Source organism: Vibrio sp. Vb1166, assembly GCF_033338695.1.
In the GTDB taxonomy this organism is placed as follows: domain Bacteria; phylum Pseudomonadota; class Gammaproteobacteria; order Enterobacterales; family Vibrionaceae; genus Vibrio; species Vibrio alginolyticus.
Genome location: NZ_JAWOTE010000001.1, coordinates 349,821 through 373,624, shown reverse-complemented (window position 1 = coordinate 373,624; position 23,804 = coordinate 349,821). Strand labels below are relative to the sequence as shown.

General features: G+C 44.3%; 20 protein-coding genes. 6 read left to right on the top strand and 14 right to left on the bottom strand.

Going from position 1 to position 23,804, the window contains the following annotated elements:
* Positions 1 to 65: 65 nt before the first annotated feature.
* Positions 66 to 1,274 (bottom strand): MFS transporter, encoded by a 1,209-nt coding sequence (locus R7E51_RS01545; RefSeq protein WP_017635140.1) that lies wholly within the window; start codon positions 1,272 to 1,274, stop codon positions 66 to 68.
* A 201-nt stretch (positions 1,275 to 1,475) separates the two neighbouring features.
* Here R7E51_RS01545 and soxR point away from each other — a divergent pair, with 201 nt between their 5' ends.
* Positions 1,476 to 1,910, top strand: coding sequence for a redox-sensitive transcriptional activator SoxR (gene soxR / locus R7E51_RS01540; protein WP_005373898.1), 435 nt, complete (start codon positions 1,476 to 1,478; stop codon positions 1,908 to 1,910).
* Between the two features lie 9 nt (positions 1,911 to 1,919).
* Here the strand turns inward: soxR and R7E51_RS01535 are convergent, their stop codons facing one another.
* Entirely contained in the window at positions 1,920 to 2,315 is a 396-nt protein-coding gene (locus R7E51_RS01535; protein WP_005373896.1) for a DUF2391 family protein, read from the bottom strand.
* Positions 2,316 to 2,328: 13 nt separating this feature from the next.
* Positions 2,329 to 3,174, bottom strand: coding sequence for a tetratricopeptide repeat protein (locus R7E51_RS01530; RefSeq protein ID WP_005373890.1), 846 nt, complete (start codon positions 3,172 to 3,174; stop codon positions 2,329 to 2,331).
* 200 nt (positions 3,175 to 3,374) lie between these two features.
* Here R7E51_RS01530 and R7E51_RS01525 point away from each other — a divergent pair, with 200 nt between their 5' ends.
* On the top strand, positions 3,375 to 3,845 hold the full coding sequence (locus tag R7E51_RS01525; RefSeq protein ID WP_017819794.1) for an ASCH domain-containing protein: 471 nt from the start codon (positions 3,375 to 3,377) through the stop codon (positions 3,843 to 3,845).
* Positions 3,846 to 3,899: 54 nt separating this feature from the next.
* Here R7E51_RS01525 and R7E51_RS01520 read toward each other — a convergent pair whose 3' ends face one another.
* Together R7E51_RS01520 and R7E51_RS01515 are read right to left on the bottom strand one after the other, a co-directional pair.
* The gene (locus R7E51_RS01520; protein ID WP_017819795.1) at positions 3,900 to 4,487 is read right to left on the bottom strand and encodes a class I SAM-dependent methyltransferase; all 588 of its coding nucleotides are present in this window, start codon (positions 4,485 to 4,487) and stop codon (positions 3,900 to 3,902) included.
* A gap of 90 nt (positions 4,488 to 4,577) precedes the next feature.
* Positions 4,578 to 6,095 carry a phospholipase D family protein gene (locus R7E51_RS01515; RefSeq protein ID WP_017819796.1) on the bottom strand — a complete coding sequence of 506 codons (1,518 nt, stop codon included), beginning with the start codon at positions 6,093 to 6,095 and terminating at the stop codon, positions 4,578 to 4,580.
* Between the two features lie 518 nt (positions 6,096 to 6,613).
* Between R7E51_RS01515 and R7E51_RS01510 the strand changes: the two genes are divergently transcribed.
* From R7E51_RS01510 to R7E51_RS01495, 4 genes are all read left to right on the top strand, one after another.
* Positions 6,614 to 7,771: an efflux RND transporter periplasmic adaptor subunit gene (locus R7E51_RS01510; RefSeq protein WP_017819797.1), complete on the top strand. Its 1,158-nt coding sequence runs from the start codon at positions 6,614 to 6,616 to the stop codon at positions 7,769 to 7,771.
* Positions 7,772 to 7,784: 13 nt separating this feature from the next.
* A complete protein-coding gene (locus tag R7E51_RS01505) occupies positions 7,785 to 10,943 on the top strand; it encodes an efflux RND transporter permease subunit (RefSeq protein WP_021707692.1) in 3,159 nt (1,052 codons plus the stop codon).
* 324 nt (positions 10,944 to 11,267) lie between these two features.
* The gene (locus R7E51_RS01500; protein WP_005373876.1) at positions 11,268 to 11,534 is read left to right on the top strand and encodes a hypothetical protein; all 267 of its coding nucleotides are present in this window, start codon (positions 11,268 to 11,270) and stop codon (positions 11,532 to 11,534) included.
* A gap of 395 nt (positions 11,535 to 11,929) precedes the next feature.
* On the top strand, positions 11,930 to 12,769 hold the full coding sequence (locus tag R7E51_RS01495) for a DNAase (protein ID WP_206957450.1): 840 nt from the start codon (positions 11,930 to 11,932) through the stop codon (positions 12,767 to 12,769).
* A gap of 507 nt (positions 12,770 to 13,276) precedes the next feature.
* Here R7E51_RS01495 and R7E51_RS01490 read toward each other — a convergent pair.
* From R7E51_RS01490 to R7E51_RS01450, 9 genes are all read right to left on the bottom strand, one after another.
* Positions 13,277 to 16,378: an efflux RND transporter permease subunit gene (locus tag R7E51_RS01490; protein WP_206957452.1), complete on the bottom strand. Its 3,102-nt coding sequence runs from the start codon at positions 16,376 to 16,378 to the stop codon at positions 13,277 to 13,279.
* Complete coding sequence (locus R7E51_RS01485; RefSeq protein WP_206957453.1) at positions 16,375 to 17,703, bottom strand: efflux RND transporter periplasmic adaptor subunit; 1,329 nt, start codon at positions 17,701 to 17,703, stop codon at positions 16,375 to 16,377. Before R7E51_RS01485 ends, R7E51_RS01490 begins: the two co-directional genes overlap by 4 nt.
* Positions 17,690 to 18,346: a TetR/AcrR family transcriptional regulator gene (locus R7E51_RS01480; RefSeq protein ID WP_021707693.1), complete on the bottom strand. Its 657-nt coding sequence runs from the start codon at positions 18,344 to 18,346 to the stop codon at positions 17,690 to 17,692. The genes R7E51_RS01485 and R7E51_RS01480 overlap by 14 nt, the downstream gene beginning before the upstream one ends.
* Positions 18,347 to 18,538: 192 nt before the next feature.
* A complete protein-coding gene (locus R7E51_RS01475; RefSeq protein WP_017633566.1) occupies positions 18,539 to 19,198 on the bottom strand; it encodes an HAD family hydrolase in 660 nt (219 codons plus the stop codon).
* 2 nt (positions 19,199 to 19,200) lie between these two features.
* Complete coding sequence (locus R7E51_RS01470; protein ID WP_025767985.1) at positions 19,201 to 20,220, bottom strand: ABC transporter ATP-binding protein; 1,020 nt, start codon at positions 20,218 to 20,220, stop codon at positions 19,201 to 19,203.
* The gene (locus R7E51_RS01465) at positions 20,217 to 21,005 is read right to left on the bottom strand and encodes an ABC transporter permease (RefSeq protein ID WP_206957454.1); all 789 of its coding nucleotides are present in this window, start codon (positions 21,003 to 21,005) and stop codon (positions 20,217 to 20,219) included. The genes R7E51_RS01470 and R7E51_RS01465 overlap by 4 nt, the downstream gene beginning before the upstream one ends.
* A 2-nt stretch (positions 21,006 to 21,007) precedes the next feature.
* Positions 21,008 to 21,898: an ABC transporter permease gene (locus R7E51_RS01460; RefSeq protein ID WP_017633568.1), complete on the bottom strand. Its 891-nt coding sequence runs from the start codon at positions 21,896 to 21,898 to the stop codon at positions 21,008 to 21,010.
* Positions 21,895 to 22,719, bottom strand: coding sequence for an alkaline phosphatase family protein (locus tag R7E51_RS01455; protein ID WP_005373854.1), 825 nt, complete (start codon positions 22,717 to 22,719; stop codon positions 21,895 to 21,897). The genes R7E51_RS01460 and R7E51_RS01455 overlap by 4 nt, the downstream gene beginning before the upstream one ends.
* Positions 22,720 to 22,731: 12 nt before the next feature.
* Complete coding sequence (locus R7E51_RS01450) at positions 22,732 to 23,799, bottom strand: ABC transporter substrate-binding protein (protein WP_005373851.1); 1,068 nt, start codon at positions 23,797 to 23,799, stop codon at positions 22,732 to 22,734.
* Positions 23,800 to 23,804: the final 5 nt, after the last annotated feature.

Genomic DNA, 23,804 nt, shown 5'->3' with positions numbered 1-23,804 from the left:
GAAGACGATGTTGGTTGCCTTCCTATCTCGCTTTTTCAATTTCTCAACTTCTCAATTTCTATGCTTCACTTTGCTGCTGCATGAAGGGGCAGGTCGTTAAACGGCTCGACGTCTCGACTGAGTAATCCCATCAAAATCACTGCTAACACCATGACAGCAGCTGCGATTGCAAAACCGTATTGTGTTAGTTCGTAATGACTCAACATTGCAATCAGGACGTAACTGAGAGATTGAATGGTGGTGGCAAACATGCTGATGCCGCCATCGACGCGACCTCGTTGATGAACCGCTACGGTGTGATGCATCCAGTTGACTCTCGCAATGCGATTTAGCGCGTTAAATACGCCAAACAGCGCCGTAAACAATAAGATGGTCAGCGGGCTCATCGCAAAACTCATCCCGATAAGCGCAAAAGATACCATAACCATCGAAGCGAACATAATGTGGCTATGGGAGGCACGGCTTAGCACTTTGGTGACAATAAAGCCGGTTAGCAACGAGCCGAGGCCAAAACTGATGTTGAACCCTGCAAACCAATCGCCAGAGATGCCTTGTTCAGAAAACCAAATCGGCACCAGTTTGCTCAAATACGTCAATGCAGGATAAGAGAGGCAAGAGAGCAGAATAAAGCCATAAAATCGGGGTTCGAGACGGAATATTTGTTTGCTCTCTTTGAGTTGCGCGATGAAAGCAACGGATTTTGACGCCCTTAATTGTTGGGTATAAGGCGTCAGAATATAGAACATCGCTGCTAACGCAGAGGCGCTGGCCGCAAACAAAGCAAACTCTTTCATACCCCACATTTCAAGCAAAACAATACCCAACGCGCCAGCTCCGAGGGTTGTGGATTGCATTACAATTTCTTGCTGACCCGAAATTTTCGCATACTCATGGTGCTGATAATTTTCTTGGGTGAAGGCGTTGTTGGTCGTCCATGCAAAATTACTCGAAACCCAATACACCAATTGCGCAAAAGCCAGCAACCAGTGTGACTCAAACCCTAACCAATAAGCAATGAACACCACCAAAGCCATACCCGATTGAATCCATTGATTGAGCACGAGTAGTACTTTGCGTGAATGTCGGTCAATTAAAGTGGAAAAGAAAGGCGTAGCCAGAAAAGAAATCGCGGTGCAGCTCAGAGAAACTAAAGCGACGAATGTACCCATGTTAGGTTCGGAAAGCATGACCCATGGCAGCGCCATCATGAATAAGCCAGAGGAAATGCTGTCGAAGAAGCGGCCAGCTAAGTACGGCTGAGTTTTATTTTTCATTATGTTTGCCTCTAACTCCCGATGAGTTTCAAAAGCTTGATGTCCAACTGTCTTGTGTTTAACAACCAAGTCGTTCGCGCTGAACACATTATCTTGAGATCGCCGGGGTTTAGCGTTAATTAAGATGGTGCAACTTTAAAACCTCAAGTAAGCTTGAGGTAAAGCATTTTTTTAACAAAATTGATACACAGGGAGTCAAGGATGGAAATCAGCGTAGGAGAAGTGGCAAAACGTTCTGGAGTGAAAGTATCTGCCCTACATTTTTACGAGCAAAAAGGACTGATTTCGAGTTGGAGAAATCAAGGTAATCAGCGTCGCTACCATCGCAGTGTGTTGCGCCGTGTTGCGGTGATCAAAGCAGCGCAGCAAGTTGGGTTGTCGTTAGAAGAAATTAAACATGCGTTAGATGAACTGCCGAAACACCAAGCCCCTAACAAAGCGCAATGGGAAGAAATGGCAAGCCATTGGCATGAACAGTTAGAACAAAAGATTCAAAAACTTAAAGCGTTGCAAAACGATTTAGGCGGATGCATTGGCTGCGGGTGCTTGTCGTTAGAAACCTGCGCACTGCGAAACCCAGAAGATGTATTAGGGAAAGACCACTCGGGGTCGAACTTAACGTTAGAAGAAGAGTAGCGATTATCTCTATTCTTTGTCGAAACTGTCGACTACGATCGCGCCCATCGAAGCAGGCATTGTGATGACGATAACGCGTTTTATCGCAACCAAAGGCTCATTCATGAGTGGCAGTTTATCAAGACAGAAAAGAACTAACGCTACCACAACGGCCGCAATGAGGTACGCGATAACCACACGAAAAATAAAGATGGATACGCGATTCTTGATGTGGCTTTGAAACACGCTTTGATACGCGAAAAAACTGAGGAAAATGACAGAAAGACTTAACAGCATGAGCAAGTTTGCCATTGGTAGGCTCTCACCCAATCGCCACGCTTCCTCCGAAAATGAGATCGGGACTGCTAGGGCAAAAGCGCCAACCAATACTTGGCTAGCGTCTTCTAGATTAAAGTGGCTGCTCATGCTGTTTATTCCATTATTCGCTTGCTAGATGTAAGAGCTTTTCAAAACGCTCATTACCGTGCAGCAATTCGAGGTCTCGTTCTTCGGCAAGTAAATCACGAATGGATGGGCTGTATTCAATTGCGCGTTCCAAGTCTTCAATAGCTTGCTCTTCGATACCAAGGCGAGAGTATGCACACGCGCGTTGATACAGTGCAGGGCCGTTGGTGTAATCGACTTCAAGTACGCGGTTACAAATGCTAAGTGCCCAATGGTATTCGTTGATTTCCATCGCTGCGTCGGCTTTGTACGTCAACGCTTCTAAATCACCTGGACGAATTAACAAGATTTCATCATAGATTTCGATACGTTGCTCTGGAGTTTGAGAGCTTTGTGCACGTAGCCATAAGTTATGGATCTCGTTGATTTTCTCAATTTCTTTGTTGTTTTCACTGATAATGCGAGTTTTGCGTTTTAAATCTCGCTCAAGGGCGACAAACTTTTTCTCGTATTCTTGGGCGATCTTCTCCAATCGTTTATCAGCCATCTCTTTGGTGTTGTGTTTAAACTCACGCAGAGATTGCCATCCGACAAAGGCAATCAGAGATGCGACACCAGCAATGATGTAGAAGAAGTATGTAACGGTCACGTTGGCATAGTTCAACGATTTATCTGCGACCGTTAGCTCGCGATCGGTGATCTCTGTGATCATTCGCTTTTCTAGGCTTTGATAGTCCTGACGCAGCGCTTTTAGTTCATCTAAAATATAGCGTTCCATTAATGGTCTATCTAACAGATCCGATTCTGAATACTTTTCCTCCGATGCCATTGTTGGCAAGGCAAGTATCAGCGAGAAAAAAATACCAATAAATAAGCGCATATAACGTCCTTTCACGAGAAGAGTACAGATAGACCATGCAACAATAGCAAATAGCACAAACGTTTAGCAAAGTTATTACAAAAGAAATAACAGTCGTCTTCGTAGAAGTCATATTCTTGTTGTTTTTCAGTTTGTTCCTGGTGGTTATTTGTTGTGATATCTTTTATCCTCCTTGCGAATTTATGATTAATGGAGTGAGCATGGACGCGCGAGCTAAGGATTACTTAGAACAATTCCTAGAATTATTATCACCAGAACAAAGGGAAGCTGTACCATCAGTCAGTGCTGACTATTATTGTGCCGATGAATACAACGCGAATGTATGCGCAGACTTGGTTCGTATTGGACAGAAAACTGCATCGTGCAGTTTGGAGCTTTGGTATCGAGAACATGGTGAAACCATGCCCCAAGTCGGTCATTTACAAGTAGTGACGAATTGGGATGGGGACCCGGTTTGCGTGATACGAATTACTGACGTAAGTACATGCAAATATGAGAATGTAACCGCAGAGTTTGCCTACGCAGAAGGCGAAGGTGATAGAACCTTAAACTGGTGGCGTGATGCTCATACTGCATTTTTTAAAGCTGAATGCGATGAGTTGAACATCGATTGGCATGAGAAACGTACGCTGGTTTTAGAGCGTTTTGAAGTGGTGTATCCCGTCAATTAATCTCTGATAGCAGCACTGATTTGAAGTGCTGCTTTCTTTACTGAGAGACCATTTTTAGCGCTTTCGAGCGGTCACACTAAACATGTGCCAATGTTTTTGGCTTCCTACTACAGTGGTCCCGTCTTCATCTCTTTCATGCAATGAAATGAGGTCGTAACCTTCGAATAAGCTTTCCACTTCCTTTTTTGTTAATGCGGTAATGTTTGGGTGCATTTCGGAGGTAACCCAGGAGTCTTTCACTCCCAAGAAATCGCCGCAGAAGATACCGCCCGGTTGTAATGCGCTGTCTATTTTTGTCCAGACTTGTTTGAAGCCTGTATCAGGGCAAAAGAACAAACTGGCATTTGCGATAACCAAGCTGCACTGAGGGTAATTAAATTCAGTAAAACAGCACTGCGAAACCGAAAATCGTTTATTACCTTCAAAGCGTGTTAAACAAGTTTTTACTGCATCTTCATTGCTATCACATGCGTGAACCTTAAATCCCTGTTCGAGTAGAAAGTGGCTGTCTCGACCTATTCCGCAGCCAATATCAAGAGCGACTTTGCCTTCTATCTTAAGTTGGTTTACGGCATTTTCCACGTTTGGGCGGTGAGGTTGGCTTAAAATTTTCTGATAGTATTCATTCCATTGCGCTGGCATTGAACTTCCTTATGTTGGTTGTGTCCCCTGCCCAAAACTAGCGTCCATTTTGTTTTGCTTGACTGGGGAGGTTTGCAGTATTGGCAGCTGTTATAGCTGATCTTCAATCGGTAATATTCCGGAGAACCAAGCGCCCATTTTTCGCCATACTCCTGCTTCTGGTTCGGAGTCGTATTCTTCGCCTGTTTTTACGTCGGTCCAGACAATGTCCCCGTCGCGCAGAGTTAAGGCATAGGCGTTACTCGACAGTTGATTCGGCAGTTGTTCTAGAAACATTTGCACATATTCTGGCTGTTCGATAACAACGGCCATTTCGGTATTCAAAGCGGCCGAACGTGGGTCCCAGTTCATCGAACCAACGAAAAGTGTTTTGTTATCAATCGTCATTGCTTTAGCGTGTAAACTTGCTCTGCTACTCCCCGTGAGGCTCCACTTACTTTTGAGTTTTGCGCTCGCTTTTACTTCCCAAAGCTTGATTCCAGCTTCGAGTAGATCTTTTCGATATTTTGCGTACCAACCATGCACGGCAAACACATCGTTAGACGCGAGGCTATTGGTCACAATCGTGATATCAACGCCTCGCTTGGCCGCGTTACTTAATGCTTGAGTACCTACTTCAGTTGGAACGAAATAGGGAGAGATGAGCACAAATGAATCCTCAACACTTTTAACCAGCTCCGTTAAATTATCAATAAGTTGGCTCTCTCGGGTCGCGACTTTATCGGGCAGATCAAACCATACTTTCGCTTCTCCCCAGTAGAGCTTGAGTTTGCCTTGTTTTAGATCTTGGTACATATCCAGTTGAGTGAAGTCATAGCGGCCGGTTGAAAACTTTTCCTCTAACCGGAGTTTATTGACCTGCTTTTGAATCGCTTGGTCGGTAATTTGCTGTGAATTCGGTGTAATCCATTCCATTGGTATCGAATAGGCGCTATTCCAGTAGAGGTCGAACTGATCGGCAGTTTGTTGTACCGCCTCACCATAGAGCAGAAGATCAAAATCACCAAACTCAACTTGCGATTCAAAAGAGAAGTATTCATTGCCGATATTTCTACCTCCGACAATGGCGGAAACACTGTCTGCAATCAGAGACTTATTGTGCATACGACGATTAAGACGTTCAAAATCGCTAGCAAGAGCGAACCAACGGGAGTCGCGATACTGATGCGGGTTAAATAAGCGGATTTCTATATTAGGATGTGCATTGAGGGCAGCCATCACATCGTCGTTTCGCTTTTGCATATCGTCAAGCAACAGCCTTACTCGAACACCACGCTTTGCCGCTTCATACAAGCGCCACGTTATTAGCTGACTCGTTTCGTCACCACGGTAAATATAGTATTGAAGATCAAGGCTTTTCTGGGCGGACTCGATCAAAGAGGTTCGAGCAAGAAGGGCATCGTGTCCCTGATTTAACGGTGCAAAGCCAGTTATGGACTTAGGGTCTCTCCCGTAAGCTTCAAAGTACTGCGCAAGAACAGAATCCTTTTGATAACCGAGCTGAAAGCTGGTGGACTTTTCACTGGCGTCATTCAACGATACGGATGAGCATGCCGATAAAATAGTGAGCAGCGAGGGGAAGAGCAACTTGGCGAGCGTTTGTAACAAAGCACATTTCCTTGTCTTACAGAGTGTTACCTACTCCAAATTATAGACTTAAGCTGACGCCACATGCACCCAGAACCGTTTGATAACGAGCGATTAATCAATGAATTGCCATAGAGCCTGCACTAAGTTCAACTTTTAGAGCGCAGATAATCATTTATTTTAATTATCATTATGGCCGTATTGGTCATAATCACTAATATCTGGTGATTATGACCAATAGCACACTGGATAAAATAATGCTTTTTATATAACCATATGATTTCTAATAAATAAATGCTTGGCATGTCATTTGCTGTTTAGAATAAAAGTTAAGTCAGAGCAACTTGCGCAGTTGGTTAATTTTTTGTTAATTTTATTAACTTTGAATTGGCAATAACTATCTAGTTCGCTGCTTAAAAGACTAGGCAAGTGCCGCTTTGATGTTTATTCAAATTCAATTCTCTCACCACCATGCTTACCGGGAGCAATGGACTGAATAAAAGTGTGGTGTTGAAAACAACAATAAAAAAGGATTTTCGATGTTAGCAAAACCCATATTACGTTGGCTTTTACCCTTCGTCGTCGTTGGAGGCTCTTATGCAGGATATGCTGCAATTGCCGCAACTGCGCCGGAAAAAGAGTCAACCAAAGATGCAATTACAGAACCTACTGTTCAGGCTTCTTCTCTTTTTCCTACCGATCACAAAGTGGTGATTACCAGTCACGGTGAATTAGTCCCTTTTGAAAAAACACACCTTTCCGCGCAAGTTAGTGGTGAAGTTAAAAGTTGGCACCCGAATTTTGTGACGGGTGGCATCGTAAAACGAGGAGAGGTTCTTTTCACAATTGAAAGTGACAACTATGAAGCGTCGGTTTTACAAGCTGAAGCCGATTTAGCTAGTGCACGCGCAAACTTGATTGAGGAACAAGCGAAAGCCGAAGTGGCAAAACGTCAGGCAAAGAGACTGAGCGATAAGCAAGTGACGGATCTGTATTTACGCAAGCCTCACGTTTTGAGCGCACAAGCGCAAGTGAAGTCGGCTCAAGCGGCACTCAAACGAGCAAAAAGAGAGTTAGAAAATTGCAAAGTAGTTGCACCTTACGATGCGCTGGTTGTTGAGCGTGATATTGGTGTTGGTCAATTTGTTACATCTGGTTCTCGAGTTGCCACGTTAAACAACATCGAAGTGGCAGAGGTGCACGTACCCATTGCCGGTTTTGATAGTGCATTTTTACCCGAATCCATTGGTGAACTCACTGCGACAGTGACGCAGCAAGGTGTGTTTTCTACCACTAGAGAAGGTCGAGTAGTTCGTGATCTAGGCATGATTGATAGCGCTACCCGAATGATTAACATGGTCATTCAAATCGCGGACCCATACGGTGTCGATAACCAGCAGCCTCCAATTAAATTCGGCTCCTACGTTGAAGTGAGCTTCACTGGTAAGGAACTTAAGCACATCTACCGCTTGCCACAGGAATTAGTTAAAAACCGTACCGTGTGGGTGGTGAATGGCGATAATCAACTTCAACCCAGAACTGTCACGGTTTTGAGAGCAGAAGGTGAGTTTTTGCTGGTGGGCGAAGGCTTAGAGCAAAGTGATAAGTTGGTACTGACCTTACCAGAGTACCCTCAAAAAGGCATGGCGGTACAAATCGCAAAAAAGAGTGACGACTCCGAAACCGTCGTACAGTAAGTAGGAGTTTGTCATGGAAGATACTAAACAAAAGGGCTTAATTGCCTATTTTGCGAATAACCCCGTCGCTGCCAACCTTTTGATGGTGTTCATCATTATCATGGGTGTGGTGAGTTTTCTCTTTATTCAAAGGCAGATGTTTCCGAATATTGAGGTGAACTACATTGATGTTCGTGCGGCTTATCCTGGCGCTTCTCCTCAAGAGATAGAAGAGAGTATTCTCGTTAAGGTCGAGGAATCGATTAAAGACGTCACCGGGATTAAAAAAGCAGTCTCAACGGCCTCTAGAGGTAGCGCGTATGTTTCTATCGAGGTAGACGTTAATGCCGATATCAAGCGTGTCTTAGATGATGTAAATCAACGTATTGATACCTTGTCTAACTTACCAGCGGGTATGGAACCAATCAATGTTTACCAAGTTGAATGGCGCCAAGATGTAATCGAAATGGGATTAGTCGGGGACCGACCGCTCGAGGAGCTTAAACCGATTGCTAAGCAAATCGAAGATGAATTACTTCAGTTAGAAAACGTCATGCTGGTGTATCTGAGTGCGCCAGAAGAAGAAATAGCGATTGAAGTTGACCCACTTGTTCTTCGTAAATACGACCTGACGTTGAGCGATATCAGCAGCGCGATCAGCCGTTACTCAGCCAACTTTTCTGCGGGCGAAGTAAAAACAAACTCAGGGATGATTGCAGTAAGGATTGAAAACCAATACTACCGTGGTGATGAGTTTAGAAATATTCCTGTAAAGCTTGGCGCAAATGGTGCAAAGGTTCTGTTGCAAGATATTGCCACAATAAAAGATGGCTTTACGGAAGAAGAGCGCTACTTTGAATACTCAGGTCAAAATGCGATCTACATGTCTGTTGAAGCAACTCGTGATCAGAACATTATCCCTGTTGCACAGTCCGTTCGTAATTATATTGAAGCAAAAAACAAGACATTGCCGCAGGATGTTAAGCTCAAAGTCTTGGTTGATACGACTTATTATTTAAATGGGCGTCTCGACATGATGTTGAAAAACTTGCTGCAAGGCGCTGCATTAGTCGCGATTATGCTGACCATTTTCCTACGTTTCCGCTTGGCTATGTGGGTAATGATCGGCTTACCAGTGTGTTTCCTTGGTGCGGTGATGATGATGCCAGCTTTGGGTATTACAGTGAACATCGTCTCGCTGTTCGCTTTCATCATGGTGCTCGGTATTGTAGTTGATGACGCCATCGTGATGGGAGAGAGCGCTTACAGCGAAATTGAAGAAAAAGGCGGTGGCGTCGAAAACGTGGTTCGTGGTGTAAAACGTGTTGCCACACCAGCCACTTTCGGTGTGTTAACCACAATTGCGGTGTTTGCCCCTTTCTTGTTGTCTAGCGGTATTGATAGTGCCTTCTTTTATGGTATCGCGGGGGTCGTGATTCTTTGTTTGATCTTCAGTTTGATTGAATCAAAGTTGATCCTACCAGCGCACTTGGCGCATACCCATTTTAAGCCAGTTAAACCAGGTGGCTGGCGTGACCGATTTAACCAACGTTTTTTTGGTTTTGTAAATGGTCCATATCGTAACTTTGTAACAACATGCACCCATTGGCGCTGGACAGTGTTTGCGGTGTTCTGTGGTTTACTGCTGATCAGCGCGGCTTTGATCAACGCGAATTATGTTCGGGTGATCCCTAACCCTAAAGTGCCGACTGACTATCCTGCGATCACTATTGAAATGAATGATACCGTTTCAAGTGAGCAGACAATCAGTGCACTCAAGACTATTGAACGTGTCATGCAAAAGATCGAATCTGAGACCATTGCAGAACATGGTCAAGGAATGATTCGTGATGTGCTGTCGTACAACAGAAGCCGCACCGAAGGTCGTGTATTAGTACCTCTGGTTGATGAAGAGTTACGCCCGTTCAATACATTTGAACTGGCTCGACGTTGGCGTGAAGCTATGCCTGTTATTCCAGGTATGAAGAGCATCAAAATCCGCGAGCAGAGTGCGGGTGGTGGTGACAGGGATGAGTTTGGCTACTTGTTGTTTGGTTCTAACATCAATGAGCTCAACGAGGCTGGGCGTTACTTGATAGAGCGTTTACAGCAGGAAGAAGGGTTATATGATATTTCATCTTCTATTGATTCTGGAAGCAAAGAAGTACTCCTGTCTCTTGCGCCTGTAGCGTACGATCTCGGTCTGGATCTTACCATGATCGCAGAGCAAGTTGGTGGCAGCTTTTATGGTGGCGAAGCACAGCGCATTATTCGTGATGGTGAAGAAATTAAAGTTATGGTGCGTTACCCGCAATTGACGCGTGAAGCATTCTCATCATTGCGTTACGCTGTGATTACCACACCAGCAGGTAAGAAGGTCATGCTAGGTGATGTGGTGAAGATCAACGAGCAGCCGGGCGTGAGTAGCATTCGACGTGAAGGCGGGTATCAAACCGTTTATGTCTATGGTTCGATAGACGAAGAATTGGTTGAACCTCAAGAAATCGTGAAGGTCATTGACGACAATATCTTACCGGATATGAAGCAAGCGTTCTCGAGTGTGAAAACAGAATTGGGTGGTGATATTGAAGAGCAGGCTGCGCAGCGTAATGAACAGATTTTGTTCTTTATTGCAGGCATGATCATCGTCTACATCTTGTTAGCTGTACCGTTAAAAAGTTATACCCAACCTTTGATTGTAATGTCCGTCATTCCGTTTAGTCTGACGGGGGCGATTTGGGGCCATTTCTGGCTAGGTTTAGACATCAGTATGATGTCGACATTTGGTTTGATCGCCGCTGCTGGCGTGGTTATCAACGACTCTCTGGTTATGACAGATTACGTAAACCAAGTGAGAGAAAAGGGTATGAACATCAAACAAGCGGTTGTTGAGGCGGGTTGTGCTCGTTTTCGAGCTATCACGCTCACCTCAATAACGACGTTTGCGGGTGTATTGCCGATAATGTTTGAAACGAGTTTGCAGGCGCGTTTTGTCATACCGATGGCTGTCGCTTTGGGCTTTGCGGTGTTGTACGCAACGGTTCTGACTTTAGTGTTGGTGCCTTGTTTGTATTTAATGCTTGAAGATATGAAAAATATTTTCAGATCGATTAAGAGGTTTATCCATCGTTTGATTAATCGTTTCAGAAAGTCGCCAGTGACGTCGAGCGTTGAAGCAAGCGTATCGAGTTAACAAGCTTGATGTTAACGATTAGGAGCAGCCTTCGGGCTGCTTTTTTGTTTCCGCATTTTGATTCAAAGTGATTTTTTAGTGGGCAGTTACGTAGTTATCTGATGAGAAAACTGCCTGACAAAGTATTTCTAATGTGTATGTTTCTAATGTTTTAAATTCGTATGGTTAATTTGACACTTGGTTAGCGAAATTTACCAGACGAAGATAACGTTGAACATGAGGGTTTGTTTAAGTTGTTGAAAAATAACAAAATAAAAGTTGGCATCGTATGTGCAATATATAAGTTGTAATTAAAATTAACTGCTAATCCTCAAGGAGCTTATTATGAAAAGCGTATTTCTATCTACTCTAAGTCTTATTGCTGTAATGTCATCACCGATCGCTGCTGCTAACACTTTAGACAAAGAGGAGTGGAGCTCAGATTTACGTCAGGACTTTTCTGAGATGAAACATGAAGCTATAGCAGATATTCAGCAAATGAACATGGATGCCATTCACGCACGTGATGAGCGTATCGTGAAAAACATTAAAGATGAGCAAGAACAGTTAGTAAAGGTAACGTGCCACAAAGAGAAAGCAAGCAAGTCATAAACGCCGATAAAAGAGACTAACAGACGAAAATGAATCCAATACGAGTTCGGTGTTAGTTAGCAGTAAGCACTGACCTTGTTGCTCTACTTGCCAGCCTTTTAAGGCTGGCTTTTTTGTTTCTCATTTCATGGGTAGGGATCAGATCCTCAAGCTCATTATCAATAGTTGGCGTGTTTGATGAGCTATTGCTGGATGGAGCGGATGTAACTTTTAAAAGTGTAGATTTCAGTAAAGTGGAGGTGATGTTAGATATTTAAAATTTAGAAAAGATCCGATCTCCTTTTTGACCTTCATAATACCTTAGTATGTGGCTTACCTTTACTTGAATTAGAACTCATATTGCAGGCTCTCGTTTAAAGGTATTGATGCATATTTGAAGAATAAGAGATAGACATATGAGTTTTATTAAAATGTGTAAAGATGGTTTTAGAGGGAAACCAGATTTTGCACACTTGTTACATAATGTATTCCAGATAGATGACTTAGTGCTGTCATTTGAGTGTCCGAACAACATATATGAAGGACATGTATACCAAGATTTTATTGAATTACAACGGTTCAATATTGATTCAAAAGTAGAGCGGCATGAAAAGTTTATAAAATTGGCCACGATTTATTTCTCTTTTCAAAATAAAATAATAAATCCACTATTACCAATCAATAAACAAGGTGGTTTATATATTCGGTTAAGGATTAAATCTTCAGATAAATATATTACTAGTGTTAATGAACTATCTTCATTTATAGAGAAAGAGTACGTGGATTTTTATCATGCTGTAGAGTCACCTGACGGCTCTCGAAAAGGTGATCATACAGAGTTGATGAATGATGCCATTGCGTACGCAAATCATCGTTGGGGAATGGACCCGATAAACGAAGAAAAAAAGAGAGCGAAAGAAGAGTTCCTTGTAGGAGAGTTTCTTCGTGGTTACCCTCCAATCAAATGCCAAGATATCAAGATTGGTGAAAATACATTTTCAAAATATGTAGAAGGAAATTTGGAGTATAAAAAAGACTATCGAAGAGTGTACAATTTGCCTATCAAAAATGAGTTTTACTTTAGTATTGAATTTTTATATGAAATCGAGCCTATGTTTGCTCAAAAAAAGTTTTTAGATTGGGTAAGACACGCGGATGAAATCTTTGAAAAAAATGTTTTAGAGTTGCTAGCACTGTCTCCGCTTATTGATTCACATACTACCTCCAAATCCGAAAGGTTGACAAAAAAAAGTTGATCCAGAGCGTTCATACTTAACTTAAAGAAAAAAGCCCGCGAAAAATGCTTTCACGGGCGAAAAAAGGGCACCAAATTGGGTGTCTATTCATTTTGGAGGTGGTCGAACGTCCATATAAAACTGACAATAGGCTTGGTGAGAGGCTTACCACCAGCACGACCAACGAGGCTAAAGTTAACATTGTTGTAATGATTGTTAAAATGTTAATTCTTCAATCAATGTTTTCATTATCGTGAGTTTAAATTGTGAATGTGTTGCCTGCGTGTATTTTTACTCTGTGAAATTCCGTTTTTGACAATAAGACATATTATAAATCTTGTGTTGGTTATTTGATTTGGTTATATAAAACTCAACATACTTAATCCTTAACTGTTCATATTCACACTTAATGAGACACAATAACCCTCTGTTTGTTAAGTGATTGTGTGTTTTTTAACGCATTGGTATTGAACAAAAAGCGACCTAAGCCGCTCTTGTGCATTTTGATAAGTTTACTTATCAGTCGTTTTAGATTTCTTCGTGCTTATGGACTAGGCCGAAGTCAGCTAAAATGGCATACGCAGCAGGGATCATAAACAACACCAGCAGAGTGGATGCGAAAATACCAAACACGATAGAGATAACCAGTGGTTGGATAACCTGTGCTTGCAAACTGGTTTCAGTCAGTAACGGAAGCAAACCTGCTGCAGTGGTCATTGATGTCAGGAATACTGCTCTAAAGCGTTCCCGACTGGCTTTGACTACTGAGTCGTGCACATTATCCCCTTCATCGACATGATGGCGTATGTACTGAACTAACAGAATCGAGTCATTCACCACAATCCCCGCTAGTGAGACAAAGCCCATCATACTCGGCATACTTAATGAGTGACCGAGTAGGATGTGTCCCCATACCACGCCAATAAAGGCGAGTGGAATCGCAAGCATGACGACGAATGGTTCCAAATAACTGCGGAATTGGTAACTCAGAATCGCAAACACGCCAAATAAACCAAGCAAGAAGCCTTTACCCATTGATGCGCCAGTTTCAGCGGTATCTTTGGCTTCGCCTTCAAAATCAAAGCGAAGACCAGGATACTTTTGCATAAGCTTTGGCGCCTCATCCTGTTGGAACTGACGAATAATGGCGGTTGAGTTGGCTTTCGTATTGTTGATATCGCCGAATACGCTCACAGTCCTCAAGCCATCAATGCGCTGGATTCTTACGTAATTACGTTGGAAATCCAAAGTCGCAATGGTTGCGAGGGGGATTTGACTGCCATCGGACAAGATAATCGGAAAGTTTGCCAATTGCTGTAAGTCACCGGCTTGTGCTTTATCGAGGCGAACTTCGATTGAAATGTTTTCTACCCCAACTTGGATCTCGTCTGCGGTTTGGCCAAAGAAAGCTGCACGCAATTGATTGGCGATGAGTTGGCCGTTAATCCCGTAAGCTTCTGCGCCCGGACGCAGTTTTACCAAGACTTCTTCTTTACCCATACGCATGTCATCCAACACGCCATGGACACCGTCAAACTCATTTAAGTATTGTTGAATGTCGATAGAGGCGGCTTTGAGCGCATCCAGTTCATCATGCTTCGCTCGAATTTCAATCGCTCGTCCACCCGGCCCCATGGTCGGTTGTTTAAATACCAGCGAGATAGGATCGGCAAGTTCACCAATGTCTTCACGCCATGCGTCGATAAATTCATCGATGAGTGTGTTACGACTCTCGGCGCCCAGCAAATCCAGACGTACCGTGGCAATGTGAGGGCCAGATTCATTCGCGTCGGCGTTAGCGTTGAATTGACTGGTAATGTGTAGAACCAATGGATTGCCGTCTTCCACTTTCTCTGTCCATTCTTTATCTAGCTTTTGAGCGGAAGCGACGATCTTATCGACGACAGCTTCCGTTTGAGACAGAGAAGAACCCGGAGGAAGAATAATACGCGCTTCTGCAATGTCGCCATCCAATTCAGGGAAGGGTTGGAACTTGAGTAAACCACCTACTAACGTGGCCGCGGAGATAAGAAGCAAGGCAACCACGCCACCCATAAAGGCATAGCGATACTCGACCACTTTATCTACTGCGTTGACCAAGGTGGTGTTGCGGAAGTTTTCAAAAGAAGCGAGCAGCTTTTGTTTGAACTTCGGTGTTTTTCGCTCTTGCTTTTGTTTATGTAGCGAATGAGAAAGGTGGTTAGGTAGGATCAAGAAGGCTTCCACCAAACTCAAACTCAAAACGAGGATCAGAACTTGAGGAACTGCTTTAAGTACCGCACCCATTTCACCTTGCAGGAATAACAAGCTACCAAAAATACACACCGTAGTTAGGAAGGAAGAAATTACCCCTGGCAGTACCTTTTTCACTCCTTTGATAACGGCATCATCGATCTCTTCTCCTCGGTCGAGGTGAGCGGCAATCGATTCGGCAATAACGATGGCATCATCCATCATGATACCGATGGCCATGAGTAACCCGACCAAAGACATGATGTTGATGGACAGGCCAAGTTGCGCCATCAAAAATAACCCACCTAAGAAGGCTACGGGCAAACCAGCTGCGACCCAAAAAGAGTAGCGAAAACTAAAGAACAACCACATGGTGGCGAAAACCAGAATGATACCTTGCCAACCGTTTTTGACCATCATGGTCAGGCGATCCCAAAGCACAGATGAAAGGTCATTGGTCATTTGTAGCATCACACCGTCTGGCGCGATAGCTTGTTGTTCTTCGACAAATTGAGCAACCCGTTCCTTGATACGCAGTGCGTCATCTTCTTTGTTTTTGCTGACTTTTAGTAGGGCAGAAGGGTGACCATCGAAGAGGACTTTCTGTTCGTCCAATTCAAACCGGTCGGTAATCGTCGCAATATCTCTTAGACGGATGATTGAGCCATTTGTACCAGAGCCCACGACGATAGTCTCAAGCTCTTCCGGCGTCACGCGTCGTTCGTCAAAGCGGATCAGAAAGTTCTTATCTGGCGTTTCGACATTGCCACTTGGCAACTTGACGTTTTGACGACCAATCTGGTCCGCAATATCACCAACACTCAAACCAAGTTGTCGGATAGCTTGAGTGTCTAACTCTACTCGGTATTGGTGGTCAGAGAAGCCAGCAACTTCAACCAAAGAGACATCGTAATCGATTTTTAACGTGCGTTTAAGCTGTTCGGCATACGCTTTTAGCTCTGGCCATGTGGTATCTGCGGTGATCGCGACATCCACAACTGGCTCGTTCCAATCGAGCTCTTGGACCACAGGAGATTCAATCTCTTGTGGGAAGTCGTTTATCGAGTTGATCTGGGTTTGAACATCAACCAACATGCGCCCAATGTCGGCTTCTTCATTCAGTTTTAAGATAAGACGCGCAGAGCCTTCTATCGCTTCACATTGCGTTTCTTCAATGTTAGCAAGGCCATCAACAGCATCTTCCATTCGGACACAGATACTCTCTTCGACTTCTTGCGGGGAAGCTCCTGGGTAAACCACACCAGCTAGGATGTAGGGCGGATCAAACTCAGGAAAAGTTTCACGCTTAATCGTGGAAAGTGAAGAAATCCCCAATATCAGCAGCGTTAGCATCAGCAAGTTGGCTGCTGTTGGATGCTTGGCGAAGAATCGGATCATGAATCAGACTCCTCAATAGTGGCTTCTGACTGTTCAGGTGACTCTTTCAATAGCATGCCGTTAATTGCGGGCAGCAAATCGTTGATGATCAGCTTCTGACCTCGCTCTAGTTCACCATCGATCACCACTTGGTTATTGCGGCGATATAACACTTCAACCGTGACGACTTGCAGACGGTTGTCATCTCCCATCAGGTAAATCTTATCGCCATGAAGCGCACGCTCTGGGATGACCCAACTCGGGTTCTCTTGTCCCTCAATCAAGGCACGCACAAACATGCCGTTCACCAATGGAGGCGCAGACGTTGGGTTTAATGCACGGTAGTCTTGTTCAATTTCCAGAATCACACCGGCAGTCGCTTGGCTTGGATCAACCGTTTCACTGATGCGTGCAACTTTCGCAGGCCAGCTTGCAGAGAGGTTACCGCTGCTGAGTTCAATGTTGGCATGAATCGCATTCATATCAGGTTGTGGAATACCAGATTCATCGCGGACAAACTCACCGATGCTCGCCGCCAAAGTTTGCATGTCATGAATGGATAGTTGAGCTTCCACTTCCATGACATCAATACCATGTCCTGTCACCATGGTTTGTTGGAGGTTAACCACTTGCTTTTTCTCAATTTCTACGTCAGCAATACGCAAATCGTAAGGAAGCGTGATGATGGTTTTATCAAGCGAGCGTTCGGCCTCATCCACTTTTGATGCATTAACTTTAACTAGGGCTTCCGCGACTCGTTTCTCATCCGGCATCAAACCAATTTGATTTTCAATATCCAGCACTAATTTACGTTGAGAGAGCGCGCTTTGCTCTTGCTGATCTACATCCGATTGCGAGGTTAGGCCTTTTTTACGTAGGTTTTGTTTACGGTCTAACTCTTTGTTGGCGATAACCAGACGGTTGGCTTCTATCTTGAGTGTGCTTTTGAGATTCGCTTCTTCTTGGTTCAGCTTAGCCAGAGAGGTTTGAGCAGATTTGAGATCGGCTTGAGCTTGAACCAGTTTCAGTTCGTAATCGAGTGGGTCGATTCGCAAGATTTCTGTCCCTGCTTGCAACACTTGTCCTTTTTCCAGCTGCGGATGGCGGTAGACCACTTTCCCCGTCACTTCGGCTATCGCTTTCCATTCCACTTTTGGGGCGATCTTGCCAAACCCTATGGCTACTGGAGCAATGGCTTTGAGCTCAAGTGGAATCGTCTCGACCAACCGTGCACGATCTCCAGCGGGTTTTACGGGCAAATCTGGTTTGAGGCTAATCGCCAAAAACAGAATGACGACCCCCACCGCAAGAGCAGGAAAGAACAGCAGCTTTTTATTTATCTTCATATTGGTCGCCCGAGTCTAAAAATCCATGTTTCATCAGTTGTATGTTGTGTTCGAATAATCGGTTCAAGAAGGCTTCAGAAAGTTCAATGCCATGAATGGCGAGCAGTGCTGGTGGTGCCATAAAAGGAAATACCATCAAGCTGATGTAAGAGACGCGACAAAGTTGAGGGTCGGCGTCTTTTCGTAAAACGCCACTGTCGATCAACTTATCAAAGATCACACCTTGCATTGGCTTACTGATATCTGCGAAGACTTTTTCGAGCAGTTTGCGTTGGGTTTCCGATGGGGGCATATTCATAACTTGGGCAACTAAGCGTGGGAACTGTGGTACCTTGATCATTTCGCGGTAGTAGGTGCGCATTAGATCGAGAAAGTTTTGCTCGTTACTGTTGGATACCAACGTCTGCATCTGCTTTTGCATCGGTGACAGTGTTTCGCGCAACATGGTCTCGAACAAGCCTTCTTTGTTGCCAAAGTAGTAACGAATCATCGCCACGTTCACGCCTGCTTTCTGCGCGACTAGGCGAGTAGAGACCTTGTCATAAGCCATAATGGTGAAGAGTTCGCGCGCGTGGAAAATCAGTTTTTCCCTTGCGTCGATATTATCTGTGGGTCTTCCCGCCCTTCGATGCGCTTCCGTCACAATCTTCTCTCAAAATATTAAACATTTGATTAATTATAAGACGCTGATTTCTCATGCGACATGTGAAAAATTAATCAGTATTTAATCAAGTGATTAATTTGTGAAGAAGAGAAGTAAAAAAGAGCAGAAAGAACTGCTCTTTGAACAAATAGAAAAGTATTTACTTAGGAAGAACGGGCTTGTGAGGCTATATCACCCCCAACTTAACACACTCCAATTCGGTCTGTTGGCGTGTTCTTTTAGTTGTGGGCATGGATTTACCAGATAAGCGTAGTTCGCGTATTCACAAAGTGGTAAATCGTTGATTGAATCGGTATAGAAATGGATTTCGGAATAAGGCTCAGGCTGATTTTCTAGCCACTGTTTTAATCGCGTGACTTTGCCTTCACGATAACTCGGGATACCGTCGATTTCAGCAGTATAACGGTTGTTTTTCTCGATTAAATCAATTCCGAGTGCGGTTGGAATATTAAGACGGCGACCAACGGCTTCCACCAAAAAAGTGACGCTGGCAGAGATGATAACCATATCTATACCATCACGAGACAGTTGCTCAATCAGGGTTTTGGCTTGAGGGAACTGTTTAGGCAAAATATGGCTTTCAACACATTCTTCAACCAAGGCGTTTACTTCTTCAATCGGCATGTTTTCTAGTGGCTTCATGGAGAACGCTAGGTAATCTTCCATGTCCATTTTGCCTTCAGAGTACAAGGCCATTAGACGCTGATCTTCCATAATAAATAAAGGATCAGTCGCGATGCCTTTCTCAACCATAAACTCGTTCCAAATCATTGCGCAGTCAGCGTTTATTAGGGTTTCATCCATATCAAAAACATACAAAGGTTTGGACATGTTTAGGCTCTCACTGGTTGAATTTCGTTTAGGTTAAAGAGTAGTTCTAGTTGGCTGCCATTCGCTAGTAAGCGTTCTGAAGAGCGGTTAAGTAAGTCAACAGTGAGCTCACACTCTTCAACGTTCACTTGATAGCGAATAACATTACCTAGAAGCTGGTGGTTGGTGATCGTACCTACTTGTGGCGCTGAGATGTGGCTATCATATTGACGACCTTGCTCTTTTACATATATAGACTCTGGGCGAATCGCTACTTTCCATTCGGTATCAATGTTGAAGAGTTGCTTGGCTTTATTGGCCTCTACAAGGTTGTAGTGCCCCATGAAACCGGCCACAAACTCGTTAGCAGGATGAGTATAAATTTCTTCAGGTGTTCCTGCTTGAACAATTTCCCCTTTACTCATTAGGAAGATACGATCAGACATAATCATCGCCTCTTCTTGGTCATGAGTTACGAAGATAGTGGTGAGATTCATCTCTTTCTGAATGTCTCGGATTTGCTGACGAAGGTGTTTGCGGATTTTGGCATCAAGCGCAGAAAGTGGCTCATCAAGCAATAATATGCGAGGTTTCACCACCAATGCTCGAGCGAGTGCGACACGCTGGCGCTGACCGCCAGAAAGTTGATGCGGATAGTGTTTTTCTTTACCTGCCAGATCCACCAGTTTGATGACTTTAGCCACTTCACGTCGAATATCATCATTCGCAAGCTTTTTCATTTTTAAGCCAAATGCAATGTTGCCTTCGACGGTCATATTGGGAAACAGCGCATACGATTGAAAGACCATCCCAATACCACGCTCTTGCGGGACTTGATGCGTGATATCTTCTCCGTTTACCCAAACCTCGCCTCCATCGACAGGGTTAAGCCCAGCAAGGCTGCGAAGTAGTGTCGATTTACCACAACCGCTAGGGCCCAAAAGCGTAATGAATTCACCTTGCTCGATGTTAAAGTGAATGTCCTCAAATACGGTGTTATCACCAAAACGTTTAGTCAGATTTTTCGCTGTTACGTAGCTCATTGTTTGACTCCTCGGCTGAAACGACTTGCCAACCAAGTCAGTAAAAAAATAAATAGGAAGTAGGTCATCACTAAGGCAGACGTAAAGTGGCCGCTCGTCTGACGCATGTTATACAAGTAGATTTGCAGGGTTTCATAACGTGTGCCGACTAAAATATTGGCGAACACAAACTCTCCCAATAGAAATGAAAATGAAAGGAAAAGCGATGCCATCAGTCCTTTTTTGAGGTTAGGTAAAATGACCATCAAAAACGCTTTGGTTGTGCTTGCTCCTAGCAAGTGTGCAGCGTCCATTAAATCGTTAAGGTTAATTGCTTCGAAGCTATTAGAAATCGCACGATACATGAACGGTAACGCGATGGTGAAGTAAGTACCTACTAGAATCCAAGGAGTACCGATAAGGGAGATTTCACTGTCAGCATAAAGTTGAAGCAAGCCGACGGAGGACACCACTGGTGGTACAGCGAATGGTAGCAAAATCAATACGTTCATGAGCTTATCGAGCCTTGGAAAGTAGTAAAACACCACGAATATCGCTGGAAGAACCAAAATCACACTGAGGGTTAGCGAAGCAATACAAATAAACAGCGAACGCCCAAATGCTTGCAAAAAACGCGGGTCGGTCAGCAATTTAACGTACCAATCAAAAGTGAAACCATCCGGAAGCACTGTAGCGCCCCAGCGTGATGAAAGCGAATAGACAAAGGTCGCTAAAATCGGGATGAGCATGATCCCAACAATGGAATAAACCACTGTTTTATGGAGTCGCGTATTAACGTTGTTCATGACTACTTCCTACCTGCATAGCTTTTCGAAATGAGCCATTGGTTAATCACTGTGATAAAGGCAAGTAACGCCATTAGAATCACCGAAATTGCAGCGGCGAGATTAGGTTCAAGGAACAGGTCTCCCGATACCAGACTCGCAATTCGAATTGTGATGACGTTATAGTTACCGGAGGTCAGCGCATAAACACTCGCATAAGCGCCAATTGCGTTGGCTATTAAGATAATAAAGGTACCGAATAAGGCTGGTGAGAGCACTGGCAGCGCGATTTTCGCCCAATACTGTGATGTTTTGGCTCCCAGTAGCGCAGCAGCAGCTTGCCAATCATCACTCAACGCGTCGAACGCAGGGTAGAGCAGCAACACCGCCAGCGGGATTTGGAAGTAGATGTAAATGGCCAGCAGGCCCCATTTACCATAAAGGTCGAAATCACCGAGTAAGCCATACTGCTTGAGCAAAAGGGTAATCGCCCCATTGGTGCCCAAAATAATAATAAAAGCGAATGACAGAGGTACGCCTGCAAAGTTGCTGCTCATGTTCGTAAACGCAATCACACCGTCGCGGACTTTAGAATCGACTCTGCGCAGAGAAGAGACCAACAGAGTCGCAATGGCTAAGCCAAAAATGCTCGACCATACAGCTAACCACAAACTGTTGCCAAACGCCTGCATCATAAAGGCGGAGTCGAGCACTTCAATGTAGTTATCGAAGGCAAACTCGCCATCGTAGATAAAGCTGTTTAACAGTACCCAAATCATCGGTGCGAGTTGAAATAGATAGAAAAACAGTGCGAAAGGCGCCAACCAAATGGCTGGCTTAAAGCGCTTTAACCAAGTACTTGCCAAATTTGAACGTGATTCGCTGGAGCTTGGGGAGAGGACTGAACTGCTCATAGTGCTAACAATTCCTGAGTGTATGGCTTCGTGTGGTCAAGGTTTAGCAATTGACAAACGGTGCCACAAATATCAGTTTGCTTAATATGACAATCTTGATGGGTAAACTTATCACCAATGACAAACAGGGGAACTTCTCGCTCTTCAGGTAAAATCCCACCGTGAGAAAGATCGTTGTTCATGCCATGATCGCTGGTCACAATGATTTGATACCCATCAGCAAGCCATTGATCGATGTAGTTGGAAAGAATAATGTCTGCACCTCGCGCACAATTGCGGTATTGGCGAGAGTCTAGGCCAAACTTATGTCCTGTATCGTCGATATTCATCGGATGGATCAGTAAGAAATCAGGTTGATAGTTGCGGCGTAAATACTCTGCGTCCAGGAACAAGGCTTCATCAGGATAATGATCCCAATGGTAAAAGCAGCCGTGCTGGATATTCAGGGTTTCATCATGCGTGAAACGATCGCGAACAGGTTCAAATGGCGCGCGATTATAAAGCTCACTTACCCAGTGGTAGGCAGCCGCAGCGGTCACTTTTCCTTGGGCTTTTGCCAAACTGAAAATGGAATCGTGTTTGGATAGACGAACGATATTGTTGTTTACGATGCCGCTTTCTACAGGGCGAACGCCCGTTAAAATGCACTCATAAAGTGGGCGAGACATAGAGGGCAGCTCACACTGCACAGGATAAAGCGTTGCGCGAGTTTCTTGTTGGGAACGACTTTGTTCTAGAAGACCATTGAGGTAGCCCATGCAATCACGGGCTACCTGATAGTTCAGTCCATCTAGAACAACAAGGATTACCTTATTGCTCATAACGACTTACTCTTATTGCTGGTGGATTAAGACACTTTCTTGCCATTGACGTGGCAGCTTACGTGCGGACTTTTCCCAAGCTGAGAAGTCAGTCACTGGGTGAACATTGCTGTATTGGTCATTAGCAATTAGCTTGTCTTGCACTGCTTGAGGCAGTGTGATGTTGGTGCGGATTGGACGCGCATAACCTTCTGCTAAGTTGATTTGCCCTTGATCGCTGAAGATGTATTCACGAGCAAGCTTTGCTGCATTAGGGTTCTTCGCGTATTTATTGATTATGGTTGTATAACCAGAAATCACAGAGCCATCTTGAGGAATGCTCACTGTAAAGCGGTCGCGGTCAATTTTGTCGCGGTAGTTCAATGCATTGAAGTCCCACATGATCGCCACTTCAACTTCGCCTTTTTCTAGGTTGGCGATGTTCGGATCGGTAAATGAAAGACGACCTTGCTTCGCGAGTTCAGAAAAGAATTTGAGCGCAGGCTTGAGGTTGGATTCGTCCCCACCGTTGGCGAACGCTGCGGCGAGAACCGCGTTGTTTGCCTGTGCTGCTACGCCTACGTCACCTACGGTCACTTTGTAGTCGCCTTTTAATAGGTCATCCCACGTTTTTGGCGCGTCTTTTACGAGGTTATTGTTGGAGATAAAAGAAATAGTGCCAGTGTAAGCAAGTGCCCAATGACCATCTTCGTCTTTTGCCCAATCTGGGATGTCATTCCAAGTTGTTGGTTTATATGGCTGAGTGACGCCTTTTTTAACCGCTACACGTGCGAAGGCAAAGCCTACGTCACCAATGTCTGCGGTCGCGTTTTTCTTCTCAGCTTCGAATTTTGCGATTTCTTGAGCCGAGCTCATATCCGTGTCTTGGTGCTTAAGGTTGTAATTTGACTTTAAATCAGCCCAAGTGTCTTTCCAGTTTGCCCAACTGTCAGGCATACCCACACTGTAAACCGCCCCTTCTTTTTGTGCTGCTGCTACCAAAGATTCAATATCGGCTTCTTTCGCTACTGTTGGCGTAGCGAGCGTTACCGCAATGATTGCCGCTGGTGCGGTAATTGAACGACTTAGCAAAGTTTTCATTGTCT

Excerpts from the sequence above, each read along its gene's own strand:
- R7E51_RS01545 (WP_017635140.1), bottom strand. The coding sequence starts at position 1,274 with ATGAAAAATAAAACTCAGCCGTACTTAGCTGGCCGCTTCTTCGACAGC.
- soxR (WP_005373898.1), top strand. The coding sequence starts at position 1,476 with ATGGAAATCAGCGTAGGAGAAGTGGCAAAACGTTCTGGAGTGAAAGTA.
- R7E51_RS01535 (WP_005373896.1), bottom strand. The coding sequence starts at position 2,315 with ATGAGCAGCCACTTTAATCTAGAAGACGCTAGCCAAGTATTGGTTGGC.
- R7E51_RS01530 (WP_005373890.1), bottom strand. The coding sequence starts at position 3,174 with ATGCGCTTATTTATTGGTATTTTTTTCTCGCTGATACTTGCCTTGCCA.
- R7E51_RS01525 (WP_017819794.1), top strand. The coding sequence starts at position 3,375 with ATGGACGCGCGAGCTAAGGATTACTTAGAACAATTCCTAGAATTATTA.
- R7E51_RS01520 (WP_017819795.1), bottom strand. The coding sequence starts at position 4,487 with ATGCCAGCGCAATGGAATGAATACTATCAGAAAATTTTAAGCCAACCT.
- R7E51_RS01510 (WP_017819797.1), top strand. The coding sequence starts at position 6,614 with ATGTTAGCAAAACCCATATTACGTTGGCTTTTACCCTTCGTCGTCGTT.
- R7E51_RS01505 (WP_021707692.1), top strand. The coding sequence starts at position 7,785 with ATGGAAGATACTAAACAAAAGGGCTTAATTGCCTATTTTGCGAATAAC.
- R7E51_RS01500 (WP_005373876.1), top strand. The coding sequence starts at position 11,268 with ATGAAAAGCGTATTTCTATCTACTCTAAGTCTTATTGCTGTAATGTCA.
- R7E51_RS01495 (WP_206957450.1), top strand. The coding sequence starts at position 11,930 with ATGAGTTTTATTAAAATGTGTAAAGATGGTTTTAGAGGGAAACCAGAT.
- R7E51_RS01490 (WP_206957452.1), bottom strand. The coding sequence starts at position 16,378 with ATGATCCGATTCTTCGCCAAGCATCCAACAGCAGCCAACTTGCTGATG.
- R7E51_RS01485 (WP_206957453.1), bottom strand. The coding sequence starts at position 17,703 with ATGAAGATAAATAAAAAGCTGCTGTTCTTTCCTGCTCTTGCGGTGGGG.
- R7E51_RS01475 (WP_017633566.1), bottom strand. The coding sequence starts at position 19,198 with ATGTCCAAACCTTTGTATGTTTTTGATATGGATGAAACCCTAATAAAC.
- R7E51_RS01470 (WP_025767985.1), bottom strand. The coding sequence starts at position 20,220 with ATGAGCTACGTAACAGCGAAAAATCTGACTAAACGTTTTGGTGATAAC.
- R7E51_RS01465 (WP_206957454.1), bottom strand. The coding sequence starts at position 21,005 with ATGAACAACGTTAATACGCGACTCCATAAAACAGTGGTTTATTCCATT.
- R7E51_RS01460 (WP_017633568.1), bottom strand. The coding sequence starts at position 21,898 with ATGAGCAGTTCAGTCCTCTCCCCAAGCTCCAGCGAATCACGTTCAAAT.
- R7E51_RS01455 (WP_005373854.1), bottom strand. The coding sequence starts at position 22,719 with ATGAGCAATAAGGTAATCCTTGTTGTTCTAGATGGACTGAACTATCAG.
- R7E51_RS01450 (WP_005373851.1), bottom strand. The coding sequence starts at position 23,799 with ATGAAAACTTTGCTAAGTCGTTCAATTACCGCACCAGCGGCAATCATT.